Raw genomic sequence first — 12,302 nt, forward strand, 5'->3', positions numbered from 1 at the left:
ACCGTTAGAAAAACAGTTTTGTTGGCCATATTATATCGAATGCCAACACGGAACGGGTGAATGGTCACTCGGTCACGATTTCTTCATTATTATAAGGACAGGTAAATCATGGGTGCGGCTGAAACTTATCGACAAATTACATCAAAAATGGGTGGTGCTTGGCGAGTAAGACCTGATGAACACGGTAATCGTGTCGGCATGTTGCAAGAAATTTTGCGCTGGATGGGTAATCCTGAGCGACAATTAAAGGTTATTCATATCGTCGGTACCAATGGTAAAGGGTCAACTGGGGTGATGCTGGCTAGTATTTTGGAGACGGCTGGTTACCAGGTTGGTCACTTTTCGACACCGGCAATTTTGAATGATCGCGAAGTGATTACAACGAATGGTGAGATGATTAGTGAAGAAGCCTTCGTTAAAAGCTATCAACATGTCTTAGAAGAAATTAAAGCGCATGGTGGTGATGAGGATACGTTGACCAAGTTTGAATGGTGGACATTGATTGCCTTGGATCACTTCGCCCGCACTGAAATGGATTTTGTGATTTTAGAGGCTGGTGTGGGTGGCTTACGCGATGCCACGAATGTGGTTGATAACCCATTGGTTGTTGCATTTACGAAAATTTCATATGATCACATCGGTTTGTTGGGAAATGATTTACTTGAAATCGCGGCTGATAAAGCAGGTGCGATTAAAGCGGGTGCAACCATCGTGAATTATCCGGGTCAGGATATCGAAGTGTATCGCTTGCTGAAAGAAAAAGCGATTGCCGTTGGGGCGAAATGGAACACGCATCCTAAGCCGGCAATTACGATCGTTAAGTCATCGCCACGCGGTTTGGAGCTGAATGCCGATCAATTTGAAGGGTTGAAGCTGTCACTAACTGGTGCCTATCAGGCCAATAATTTGAGTACAGTTTTGCAAATTGTGACGGTCTTAAAGGAACGTGGTTATACGATTGAAGACGTCGCAGTTGCTGAAGCGTTAGCGCACGTCAAAATTAAAGGCCGGATGGAATTTGATGAAAAGCGTAATATTTTGTTCGACGGGGCCCACAACCCAGATGGCATTATCAGTTTGGTGGCAGCCATTCGTTCTTGGCATTTACCATTTAAGCCAGTTGTGGTCTTAGGGTTATTACAAGGTAAGCAATACCACGACATGCTGGAGGAATTGTTACCACACGTTGATACAGTCATTGCGGTGACGCCGGATTCAGATCGTGCGATGTCTGCGGACGAACTGGCCGCTAAGATTGTGATGATGAGCAATGTCGATGTGGAAATCGCGGATGACCCGAGTGCGGCGATTACATTGGCCCGTCGGGTGCGTGAATCATCAGAAGCGTTGATTGTTGTCACGGGGTCATTTTATACCTTGCGCGCGATTGAAACGGAGGAGATGTAATGCTGACACGACTCGTAATTGCATCGAATAATTCACATAAAACCGCTGAAATGGTAGATTACTTGCAAACATTAGGGGTAACAGCTATCAATTATCGTGAGTTACACGATCAGATTGCTTTTCCAGCAGAAACCACGGATGACATGGCGGAAAATGCGCAAGTTAAAGCGGCAACCATCCATGCGTTGTTACCGGATGAATACATTTTGGCGGACGATTCAGCGATGTTTATTCCAGCCATTCCGGATCATTTTGGTGTCACAACCATGCGTGAATTCCAAGCCCATCAACTACGTGGGGATGCGGAAATTAATGCTTATGTGTTGGCACAACTACCAGACGGCGCGGATCGCACGGCGTATTTGCAAGCAGACTTTGTGGTAATTACACCAACTGGTCAGCGTTATTTCAGCCAGGCACGTGGCGGTGTCACGTTAGCACTGGAACCGCGTGGCGGGCGTAATGGGTTAGACGAGCTCATGGTCACGGAAAACGGTCAAACATTGGCTGAAATTGACATGCCGGACCGTGTCAATTACGCTCACCGGGGCCGCGCTGCCATTGATATGTTGGCGCAATTACGGTCAGCTGGCGAATTGGCAAATTAAGAACAAGTAGATATAGGAGAGTTAAATGATGGCACTCACAGCACAACAAATTACAGAAATTTTGGCTGATCAGGATTTATTGATCAGCACGCCAGAATTTAAAGGTGAGCTCAAGCATTTAGCTTATAATTCAAATGATGTAGCACCTGAAACGTTGTTGTTTATCAAAGGACGTTTCAAGGCTGAATATTTAACAGACGCGATTGCAAAAGGGGTTAAGGCCATCGTTGCGCCTACGTCGTTCACGCACGACACTGACTTGCCAACTTGGGTGGTTGATGACGTGCCAGCGGCGATGAGTGTTTTGAGTATGGCCTTCTATGATTACCCACAAAATAAGTTGGCGTTGATTGGTATCACGGGTACCAAAGGCAAGACGTCAGCCACTTATATGGCATACGAAATGCTTCGGGTGGCTACTGACGACAAGGTGGCTTTGTCATCGACGTTACAAGTTATCACCGGGGCTGACCCAAAGTTCCATTACCGCGCACATTTGACGACACCAGAATCATTGGATTTGTTCCGTTGGATGGCAGAGGCTGTCGCAAATGGGATGACGCACATGGTGATGGAAGTCTCATCGCAGGCCTACAAGATGGAACGGGTTTACGGGCTACGCTTTAACGTCGGTGTTTTCTTGAACATTAGTCCCGATCACGTTGGGGAAAATGAGCACCCAACGTTTGAAGATTATTTGGAACACAAAATGATGTTGTTTGATCACTCCGAGCAAATCATTCTGAATGCTGATTCAGATCATTTTAGTGAGTTGATTGAGCACGCGGAGCTAGCGGTACCACGTGATGGGATTTGGCTATATGGTCGCGAGGACGAAGATTCACCAAAGGCAGACGTCTATTACGATACTGTTGAAGCGGACTTGCAGGGTAGCACCTTCGCTGTACGTGAAGCTGGTCAGCAAGCGGCACGCCTTGGTATTGCAGGTGACTATCATCTGGATATGCCGGGTGACTTTAACCAAGGAAATGCCGTGGCAGCGATGATTGCGACGCGTCTGGTTGGTGCTGACACAGATGCGATGCATGAAGGACTCGAAGTGGTTAAAATCCCGGGTCGAATGCAAGTATTAACGACCCAAAACCACGGTACAATTTACGTTGACTATGCACACAACTATGCCTCAATCGCGGCTTTACTTAATTTTGTCCGCACGAATGAGACCGTCGAAAAGTTAACGATTGTGGTTGGTGCACCTGGCAACAAGGGCGTTTCGCGTCGGCCAGGTATTGGGCAAGCGGTCAGCGAGGGTGCGGATGTTGTTTACTTAACGAGTGATGATCCACAATTTGAGGATCCAAACGCCATTGCTGATGAAATCCAAGCAGCGATTACCAATGATCATGTGGTGATTAACCGTGAAATGGACCGCACGATTGCGATTACTGAGGCCATTAAGGCAGCTGGTCCCAACGATGTTGTTGTTTTGGCAGCGAAGGGATTGGATGAGTATCAAAAGATTGGCGGTGTTGATACACCGTATGAAAACGACTGGGCAGTTGCCCAACGCGTCGTTTCCGAATTGGAAGCCTAGTTTTTAAAGCGAATTTTTGCTATAATAAACAGAATTGCCGTTGTTACGGCGATTTTTTGTGTTACTAATAATAAATAAATGCATTAAATGTGCAGAGAATTAAAAGGGGATAGTGCCATGGCTAAGGAACCTGCAGAAAACACGTCAGAGTTCGACTTGGGCGACTTCGTTGAAGGTAAGAAGTTTGCTAACTTCGAACACGACTTTAAGGGTATCGTGGAAAAGATTTACGAGCACTCATTGTTGGTCTTGATTACGGAGAACGACCCAGAAGATACGGCAACGGTTAACGAATACAATCACCGTGCTGTCGTTCGCATGTCAGAAACTAAGATTTTGGTAAAGACTGACAACCCTGCGCCACGTAAGAGTGACGAAGAGGAAGAGGACGAAGAAGAAATTCCAGAAGACATCAAGTTGGAAGACGATGATGCCGAGGAAGAGGACGAAGAAGAGGAATAACAATGGACTACAAGAATCAAGTGGCCCAAGCCGTTGCAGCGGTTGTGCCAGAACTAGATGAAGCGACAATTTTGTCAAAGATTGAAGTGCCAAAGGATTCAACGATGGGTGATTTTGCCTTTCCAACTTTCTTGTTGGCTAAGGAACGTCACATGGCGCCCAACCAAATTGCTGCGACGGTCGCGGAAGCAATTGACGCAACCGATTTTAAGGCCGTTCAGGCTGCGGGCCCATACGTTAACTTCTTCTTGAACCAATTGACATTTGGAACGGATGTTTTGCAAACTGTTTTGATGAACCAAGACTTTGGTCACAACACGGACGGTGAAGCAGGTCATGTGACAATTGATATGTCATCACCTAACATTGCTAAGCCAATGTCAATGGGTCACTTGCGTTCAACGGTTATTGGAAATTCATTGGCTGAAATTTCAAAGGCCAATGGTTACCAACCAATCAAGATTAACCACTTGGGTGACTGGGGAACACAGTTTGGTAAGTTGATCTCAGCTTACAAGCGCTGGGGTTCAGAAGACGAAGTGAAAGCTGATCCAATCAACACGCTGGTTAAGTACTATGTCCGTTTCCACGAAGAAGCGAAGGAAAATCCAGCTTTGGACGATGAAGGTCGTGCTTGGTTTAAGAAGCTTGAAGATGGTGACGAAGAGGCCCGTCAATTGTGGTCATGGTTCCGTGAAGAGTCATTGAAGGAATTCATGGAGCTTTACGAGACGTTGGACATCGAGTTTGATTCATTCAACGGTGAAGCTTTCTACAACGATAAGATGGATGGCGTTATCGACACGTTGAAGGAAAAGGGCTTGTTGATTGAGTCGCAAGGTGCCCAAGTGGTTGACTTGGAAAAGTACAACTTGAACGTTGCAATGATTCAACGTACTGACGGTGCCACATTGTACATGACACGTGATTTGGCGGCAGCTATTTTCCGTAAGAAGAACTACAACTTCGTCAAGTCATTGTACGTGGTTGGTGGCGAACAACGTGAACACTTCATGCAATTAAAGGCCGTTTTGAAGGAAATGGGCTACGAGTGGTCAGATGATGTTGAACACATTCCATTTGGTTTGATTACGGTTGATGGTAAGAAGTTGTCAACGCGTTCAGGTCGTATCATCTTGTTGAAGGATGTGTTGAAGGACTCTGTTGATTTGGCTTTGCAACAAATCAACGAAAAGAACCCAACTTTGGGTAACAAGGAATTGGTTGCGCATGAAGTTGGAACGGGTGCCGTTGTCTTCCACGACTTGATGAACGAGCGTATTGGAAACTTCGACTTTAAGTTGGAAGAAGTGGTTCGTTTCGAAGGTGATACTGGTCCATACGTACAATATGCGAACGCCCGTGCGCAATCAATTTTGCGCAAGGCTGGTAACCCAGAGCTAGATATGTCTAACTTGGTTATCGATGATGAGAACGTTTGGGAAACTGAGAAGTTGTTGGCTGACTTTGGTGATGTTGTTCGTCGCGCATGGCGTGATCGCGAACCATCAGTTATTGCCAAGTACGCATTGAACTTGTCTCGCACGTTCAACAAGTACTATGCAAACTCAAAGATTTTGGCAGAGGACGAGCAATTGAACGCCCGTTTGGCATTGGTAACGGCTGTGTCACAAGTTTTGACAGAATCACTACGTTTGTTGGGTGTTAAGGCACCTAAGGAAATGTAATTTAGAAATAATGACTAAGAGTCTGAGACAGATACTGCTGTCCCAGACTCTTTTTGTTTATGTTTAGAAAATAACTAAATGTCATCATGCCTTGTTTAAATAACACAAGGACAACAAAAAATTCTAATCATATTGGCAGATGTGTGGTTTAATAAGGCTTAACTATAACGAAAAAGAGGCCATAGCAAATGATACGGATTGGAAAAAAGTATCTCGAGCCAATACCTGTTTTGTTAGCAGTTATATTCTTGATTGTCCAGGTGTCAGCAGATTTATCACTGCCGACGATTACCTCCGACATCATTAATAAGGGGATTGCAAAACAAAACATTGGATATATTTGGCAAATGGGTGGGGTAATGTTGGTTATCGCCATTCTTGGTTGGACGGGTGCCGTGTTAAATGTGTTTTTTGCGGCCACCCAAAGTCAGAAGTTAGGGTCGAAATTACGGAGTAGCTTGTTTAAAAAAGTGACTTATATGGACGCCAGCAATGTGTCAAAATTTGGGGATGCCACGCTGATTACGCGTACGACGAATGACGTGACGCAATTGCAGAATGTGTTTCAGACTGCGTTGCGCATGATGTTGATGTCGCCGTTCCTATTCGTCGGCGCCATGATTATGGCGTTGCGCTTGAATACGCGCCTAACAACAGTCTTCGCTTTTTCACTGCCAATCTTAGCAATCGCGGTCTTTGTGATTGTTAAAATTGCTGTACCGCGTTTTAAGACAATGCAAACAAAGGTTGATCGAATTAATTTGGTGTTCCAACAGGGATTGACTGGGGTGCGCGTCATTCGGGCGTTTGGTCGCGATGGGTTTGAACGTGAGAAATTTGATACGGCCAACCGTGATTTAACGCACACAGCCCGAGTTGTCTTTACGACGGTTGCAATGATGATGCCGGTAATGACAATTATCTTGTCATTTACGAACGTTGGTATTGTGTGGTTGGGTGCCAAGTTGATTGGTGCTAACTTGATGCCGATGGGGAATTTGGTGGCCTTCTTGACGTATGCCACCCAAATTCTGATGAGCTTTATGCAATTGTCAATGGTGATTGTGATGGTGCCGCGTGCGCAAGCCTCTGCTGATCGTATTAATGAGGTTTTGGATACTGAAGATACAATTGTGGATGTTGCCACACCACAAAAGTTGCCCGCAACAGCGCCTGAGTTGGCATTTAATCATGTCTTGTATTGTTTTCCAGGAGCTGAGAAGCCAGCACTGTCTGGTTTGACGGCGAAAGTTTCCTCTGGCCAAACCATGGCAATTATTGGTGGCACGGGTTCAGGTAAGTCAACAATTCTGAATTTGATACCAAGATTGCTAGATGCGACATCTGGAACCATTACGTTGAATGGCGTGGACATTCGCCAGTTGTCTCAGACAGACTTACATGCTGCAATTTCAATTACGCAGCAAAAGGCGGTTTTGTTTGCCGGCACCATTCGGTCAAATTTGCAGTTTGGGCTACCGTTGGCAACGGACGATCAGATGTGGGAGGCCCTTCGAATTGCCCAAGCAACTGATTTTATTGAAGCTGGTGGTGGGTTGGATATGGTTGTTCAACAAGACGGTGCCAACTTTTCAGGTGGTCAACGTCAACGACTCGCAATTGCGCGAACCCTTATTAAAGCGGCGCAAGTGTATGTCTTTGATGATTCGTTTTCTGCGTTGGATTTTGAGACGGATAGTCGGGTGCGTGGGGCGATTAATGATTCGCCGCGTTTGCAACCAGCTATTAAGATTATCGTCGCCCAACGTATTGCAACAGTCATGAATGCCGATGTGATTGTTGTGTTGGACAACGGTAAAATGGTTGGCGCTGGCCGACACGCAGAACTTGCGCAAACGTGCCCTGCCTACCAAGAAGTTATGCGAAGTCAGTTGTCGGATGCAGATTTGAAGGAGGTGGGCGTCGATGCGTAGTTTTCAAAGTGGCGGACGTGGCCGTGGTGGGGGCATGAATCAACCGGTTGAGAAGCCGGTTCATTTCTGGCAAACCATCGGCCGATTATTTGGCTATCTCGGTAATTATCGGGCCGGTGTCATTGTTTCGTTAGTTATCACGGCCATTTCCGTGGTCTTATCAGTACGAGCACCAAAGGTTTTAGGTGAAGCAACAACGGTCATTTTTGATGATGTCACAAAGTCGATGCGTCAGCACACAGCCTTGCATATTCAGATGGATAAAGTCGTGCAAATTTTAATGCTTGTTTCGGCCCTCTATCTAATTGCCGCCCTTTTCTCGGTAATCCAGCAGTACATCATGACCCGGGTTGCCCAAGGAACGGTTTACCAGTTGCGTAAGGATTTCAAGGATAAAATGGCGCGCCTGCCAGTTTCTTATTATGATTCACATCAAAATGGGGATATCATGTCCCGCATGGTTAACGATATGGACAATATTCAAGGGACGTTGAACCAGTCGTTAATTCAATTGGTCAATTCCGCTCTGACGTTTGTTGGTGTTATCTATTTCATGCTAACAATTAGCTGGCAATTATCGTTGGTGGCCTTCTTGACGGTGCCATTGTCTTTGTTAATTGTCCGGATTATCGCGCCACGATCACAACGTTATTTTGCCCGGCAACAGGCGGCCTTGGGGTTGCTGAATGACCAGGTTGAGGAGACCTTTGCTGGTCACACCGTGGTGAAAACATTTAACCAAGAGCAACCAATGATTATGAAGTTTGATGCGCAAAACGAAGATTATTACAAGGCCGCTTGGAAAGCACAATTTGTATCGACCGTTATTTTTCCATCGATGCGGTTTGTTAATAATTTGGATTATTTAGCTATGGCGGTGATTGGTGGGATTAAAGTGGCCAGCGGTACCGTTAGTTTGGGTGATGTGCAAGCTATGTTGCAATACACCAATCAATTTAGTCAGCCCATTACACAAATTGCTAATTTAACAAATACGATTCAAGCAACGGTTGCGTCAGCCGAACGTATTTTTCAGGTACTGGATGAACCAGAAATGACCGAATTAACCCCGGTTGGCCCAATTACGACTGATGACATCGTGACGTTTGAACACGTTGCCTTTAGTTATCAGACTGACCAACCATTGATGACTGACTACAGTATGTCGGTTAAGCCGGGACAAATGATTGCGATTGTTGGTCCAACTGGCGCCGGTAAATCTACTATGATTAATTTGTTGGAACGTTTCTATGACACAACCAGTGGGGTGATTCGGTTACGTGGAGCCGATACACGCGGTATGACACGTGAAGACTTGCGCCAGCATTTCGCAATGGTGCTCCAAGAGACTTGGCTTTTTGAAGGTAGTATCATGGATAATTTGCGTTATGGACGCCTTGAAGCAACGGACGATGATGTCATCACAGCTGCAAAAATGGCTCATGCGGATGAATTTATTCGCACGTTACCAGACGGGTATGACACGATCCTAAATCAGGACGCCACGAATATTTCGCAGGGACAACGACAATTGTTAACGATTGCGCGTGCGTTTATTGCAAATCCCGAAATCTTAATTTTGGATGAAGCCACGAGTTCGGTCGATACACGAACTGAGCGCATGATTCAAGATGCCATGGCTAAATTATTGGCGGGTCGAACAAGTTTTGTAGTGGCACACCGCTTATCAACGATTCGTTATGCGGACCAAATTTTGGTCATGGAAAATGGTAATATTGTGGAACGTGGCCGTCATGATGATCTTTTGGCGGCTGGCGGAGAGTATGCGAAACTGTACAACTCGCAATTCACGAAAGTCGGTTAACAGCTAAAACACTCATCAGCAGCGAGGTTGATGAGTGTTTTTTATTGCCAAAAATTAAGTTTTCTTCTGGTTTTTCAAGTGAGACGCTGAAGTGTGTTATAACAATTTGCTTTATCCCATGGAAGCTGTCACAGCAATCCCTTTCAGTTTAAAGCTCAATTTCAAAATTGCAAATAACCACGGTAATAACCGAAAAGTCAACAAAATGGAAGATTGTCAGAAATCAGCGTCGGAAACGGCGTTGCTTTTTTTGCAAACTCTCAACGCAAGAATAGGACTTTTGTGAATCTTTATATCTGTTAACTGTCAGGCTCTAAGTGGGTCATGGAACTCGCCATTTTACTTTTGATCATTATCCTGCTGCCTGTGAGCAATGTCATTGCGCTAAAAAATCTGCCTCTAATTTGATAGATACCTCTGATAGCGCTGATAATGAAAAAATCACTGACAGTCCTGCCAATGATTTTTTGTAAGTACTCACAGCGTTTAGGTGTCCTTAAAATGGCACTGTGAATAGATTATTTGTCTTTTTTGTCGTGTTCCAGCTGGAAAGCTTGGTTTTTAGAAATTTCTCTGGGGAATAAACGGCTGACACGCTGCCAGATCAGTTCGCGCTGCGTCAAAAGTGAAAGCCCAAGTGAAATGAGCATAAAATTATCACTCCCTTTGATAAGGTAGCCTATCATGCCCCGCAAGGCAATGTAGGCCAGCCAAAGTCCTGCTGTGATGAGCGTGCCTTTGCAAAAAATGAGCTGCTTTTCAGAATCAAACCAAATCTTGCTCGAAATGGCCCGCAGCCAGCCAAAGAAAATAGGTAAGAAAATGTCGCCGAACCCAATCGCGCTCAGCAAAAGAAGGTTCCAATGAATTGTGCTACGTCCTTGATAAGCAAGGAGACAGCCAATTCCAATGAGAATCAGGAAAGTCCGTGTTTGATGCAGCACGACTCGTGCGCTTAACTGACGAATTAAAATCAAAACGAGCAAAAGTAATGAAATGAGAAGATTTGAGGTCATTTTTCGAGGATTCTTTCTCCATGGTTGTGCCAAAAATAAGCGAGTATGAGCAGCATTTGTCCAATGACAAGGAAAATCAGTAGAGGCCAGATTTGTGACCAAATGTCAGACATCCCTAAGTTAAAGAGCTTACGCAACCCCAGCACACCGTAAGTCATCGGCAGAAAGTGGGAACCCGTTTGGAAGATTTTATCTGACAAGGCCAGTGGGTAAGAGCCTCCCGCCATCGCCGTTTGCAGCATTAAAATAACCAAAACAACTAAGACCCCAAAACGAGGGAAAAGCTTATTTAATGCAATAATCAGACTATCAAATGTCAAGGCGAGAAGGACTAATAAGCCAAACAGACCAGTCCAGCTAAGCACTGAGAAATGGAAAATGACAGCGGTCAAAAGCGTCATAACGGCGGCCTGAATCAGCGACATTCCTGCGGGTAAGGCAAATTGCCACAGATAAAAAGTTTTGAATTTCCCTTTTTTGCTTGCGAAAAGGCGCATGAAAACTTGATTTATGATGATGCCGCCCACAAACAGCGTCAGGGCAAAGAAGTAAGGTGCGAGGCCTTCAGCGTTATTTTTGACAGGGGAAATATCGTGAGTTTTGAGTACAATGGCTTGCGAAATTCCCGTTGGAACAGCCATTTTGGCACTATTTAGCTTGGCGATGGTGCTTTGCGCGATGGCTTGGTTGCTGTCGTTCACCATCTGATTGGCGGCTGTTGTCAGGATTTTCTGAGCAGAGAAATTCAGGCCGCTGCTGGTGAAAAGTTCGATTTGTGCGGGTTTTTGCGTCATCGCGAATGTTTCAAGTGACTTTGAAAAATTAGCTTTGAAGTCCAGAATGCCAAAAATCTTGCCCGCTTTGAGCTCCTGCTTGGCCTGGCTCAAGCTTTCTTGCTTGAAGCCAAAAGTCTTGCTTGATTTGATGTTTTGATAAATGGGACTTGCTTGGTCGGTTGAATTTGCCACCAATGCCACGGGAAGTTGATTGATTTTTCCGTAAGGGTCGCGGATGGCGCCGAGGAAAAGACCGGAGTAGAGAGAGGGAAGAATGGTTAAGAAGCCGATGAGCAGCGTGAAAATAACTTTCTTTTTCATGAGATTGCTTGCCTTTTTGAATTGAATTTTTAGTGGATATTTGTTTATCCTTAGATAAGAATTATCTGTGAAAGATTTTACATTTCTTTGGATGATTATTATCTTTGGATATTATATGTCCACGGATAAGGAAAAGCAAATAAAAAAGGATTGGTATTTTTTATGAAACTTAGTAAAGCATTTTTTCAAACGGTGGGAATTGTGGTCATGTTGGCCCAATTGCCCGAGGACGAAACCCTGAAATCGCAGGAGATGAGCGCCCGTATGCAGGTGTCGCACTCCTATCTTTTGAAAATCGCCAAAAAGCTCAAGGACGCGGGGGTGATTACCTCATCGGCTTCTAAAAATGGTGGCTATTCATTGGCTAAAAAGCCCGAGGAAATCAGTTTTCTTGACTTATTTGATGCCGTTGAGTCGGGGGAGGCTTTCCATGAAAATTTTGACGTTGAAATCGCGCAAGGTATTTTTATCACGCCAACTTTGATCGAGGAAAAATCAAATCGTTTGATTGATCTTCTAAATGAAGCTGAGCAGGCCTATCGTGAGCGACTAGCTAACCATAAGTTGAGCGATATTTTGCCGAGTGATGCGGATGGTAAACTGATTCGGATTGATTGGCAAGTCATTTTGGCGGATGATAGCAAAATCTAAGTGAGATTTTTTTGACAGACCTGTCAAAAAAATACTGACGAAACTGTCAGCACTTTTCA

10 protein-coding genes are annotated in these 12,302 nt (G+C 44.9%); 8 read left to right on the forward strand and 2 right to left on the reverse strand.

What is annotated here, in order from left to right:
* Positions 1-108 precede the first annotated feature (108 nt).
* The 7 genes from ESE_RS0101990 to ESE_RS0102020 all read left to right on the forward strand — a co-directional run bounded on the left by ESE_RS0101990 (position 109) and on the right by ESE_RS0102020 (position 9,479).
* Positions 109-1,407 (forward strand): bifunctional folylpolyglutamate synthase/dihydrofolate synthase, encoded by a 1,299-nt coding sequence (locus ESE_RS0101990; RefSeq protein WP_010370399.1) that lies wholly within the window; start codon positions 109-111, stop codon positions 1,405-1,407.
* Positions 1,407-2,015: a non-canonical purine NTP pyrophosphatase gene (locus tag ESE_RS0101995; protein WP_010370401.1), complete on the forward strand. Its 609-nt coding sequence runs from the start codon at positions 1,407-1,409 to the stop codon at positions 2,013-2,015. The genes ESE_RS0101990 and ESE_RS0101995 overlap by 1 nt, the downstream gene beginning before the upstream one ends.
* A 28-nt stretch (positions 2,016-2,043) precedes the next feature.
* Positions 2,044-3,570: a UDP-N-acetylmuramyl-tripeptide synthetase gene (gene murE / locus ESE_RS0102000; RefSeq protein ID WP_010370404.1), complete on the forward strand. Its 1,527-nt coding sequence runs from the start codon at positions 2,044-2,046 to the stop codon at positions 3,568-3,570.
* 117 nt (positions 3,571-3,687) lie between these two features.
* On the forward strand, positions 3,688-4,032 hold the full coding sequence (locus ESE_RS11305) for a hypothetical protein (protein WP_010370407.1): 345 nt from the start codon (positions 3,688-3,690) through the stop codon (positions 4,030-4,032).
* A gap of 2 nt (positions 4,033-4,034) precedes the next feature.
* The gene (gene argS / locus ESE_RS0102010; protein ID WP_010370410.1) at positions 4,035-5,720 is read left to right on the forward strand and encodes an arginine--tRNA ligase; all 1,686 of its coding nucleotides are present in this window, start codon (positions 4,035-4,037) and stop codon (positions 5,718-5,720) included.
* A gap of 188 nt (positions 5,721-5,908) precedes the next feature.
* Positions 5,909-7,654, forward strand: coding sequence for an ABC transporter ATP-binding protein (locus tag ESE_RS0102015; RefSeq protein ID WP_010370413.1), 1,746 nt, complete (start codon positions 5,909-5,911; stop codon positions 7,652-7,654).
* Positions 7,647-9,479 carry an ABC transporter ATP-binding protein gene (locus ESE_RS0102020; RefSeq protein ID WP_010370416.1) on the forward strand — a complete coding sequence of 611 codons (1,833 nt, stop codon included), beginning with the start codon at positions 7,647-7,649 and terminating at the stop codon, positions 9,477-9,479. The genes ESE_RS0102015 and ESE_RS0102020 overlap by 8 nt, the downstream gene beginning before the upstream one ends.
* A gap of 518 nt (positions 9,480-9,997) precedes the next feature.
* Here ESE_RS0102020 and ESE_RS0102025 read toward each other — a convergent pair.
* Together ESE_RS0102025 and ESE_RS0102030 are read right to left on the reverse strand one after the other, a co-directional pair.
* The gene (locus ESE_RS0102025; RefSeq protein WP_010370419.1) at positions 9,998-10,495 is read right to left on the reverse strand and encodes a hypothetical protein; all 498 of its coding nucleotides are present in this window, start codon (positions 10,493-10,495) and stop codon (positions 9,998-10,000) included.
* Entirely contained in the window at positions 10,492-11,592 is a 1,101-nt protein-coding gene (locus tag ESE_RS0102030) for a YhgE/Pip domain-containing protein (protein WP_010370422.1), read from the reverse strand. Before ESE_RS0102030 ends, ESE_RS0102025 begins: the two co-directional genes overlap by 4 nt.
* A 162-nt stretch (positions 11,593-11,754) precedes the next feature.
* Between ESE_RS0102030 and ESE_RS0102035 the strand changes: the two genes are divergently transcribed.
* The gene (locus tag ESE_RS0102035; RefSeq protein ID WP_010370425.1) at positions 11,755-12,243 is read left to right on the forward strand and encodes an Rrf2 family transcriptional regulator; all 489 of its coding nucleotides are present in this window, start codon (positions 11,755-11,757) and stop codon (positions 12,241-12,243) included.
* The last annotated feature ends 59 nt before the right edge of the window (positions 12,244-12,302 follow it).

This window comes from Weissella cibaria KACC 11862, from assembly GCF_000193635.1.
Classification (GTDB): Bacteria; Bacillota; Bacilli; order Lactobacillales; family Lactobacillaceae; genus Weissella; species Weissella cibaria.

What these genes read in the sequence shown, in the direction of transcription:
- ESE_RS0102025 (WP_010370419.1), bottom strand. Translation starts at nt 10,495, where the DNA reads ATGACCTCAAATCTTCTCATTTCATTACTTTTGCTCGTTTTGATTTTA.
- ESE_RS11305 (WP_010370407.1), top strand. Translation starts at nt 3,688, where the DNA reads ATGGCTAAGGAACCTGCAGAAAACACGTCAGAGTTCGACTTGGGCGAC.
- ESE_RS0102015 (WP_010370413.1), top strand. Translation starts at nt 5,909, where the DNA reads ATGATACGGATTGGAAAAAAGTATCTCGAGCCAATACCTGTTTTGTTA.
- argS (WP_010370410.1), top strand. Translation starts at nt 4,035, where the DNA reads ATGGACTACAAGAATCAAGTGGCCCAAGCCGTTGCAGCGGTTGTGCCA.
- ESE_RS0102030 (WP_010370422.1), bottom strand. Translation starts at nt 11,592, where the DNA reads ATGAAAAAGAAAGTTATTTTCACGCTGCTCATCGGCTTCTTAACCATT.
- ESE_RS0101995 (WP_010370401.1), top strand. Translation starts at nt 1,407, where the DNA reads ATGCTGACACGACTCGTAATTGCATCGAATAATTCACATAAAACCGCT.
- ESE_RS0101990 (WP_010370399.1), top strand. Translation starts at nt 109, where the DNA reads ATGGGTGCGGCTGAAACTTATCGACAAATTACATCAAAAATGGGTGGT.
- ESE_RS0102035 (WP_010370425.1), top strand. Translation starts at nt 11,755, where the DNA reads ATGAAACTTAGTAAAGCATTTTTTCAAACGGTGGGAATTGTGGTCATG.
- ESE_RS0102020 (WP_010370416.1), top strand. Translation starts at nt 7,647, where the DNA reads ATGCGTAGTTTTCAAAGTGGCGGACGTGGCCGTGGTGGGGGCATGAAT.
- murE (WP_010370404.1), top strand. Translation starts at nt 2,044, where the DNA reads ATGGCACTCACAGCACAACAAATTACAGAAATTTTGGCTGATCAGGAT.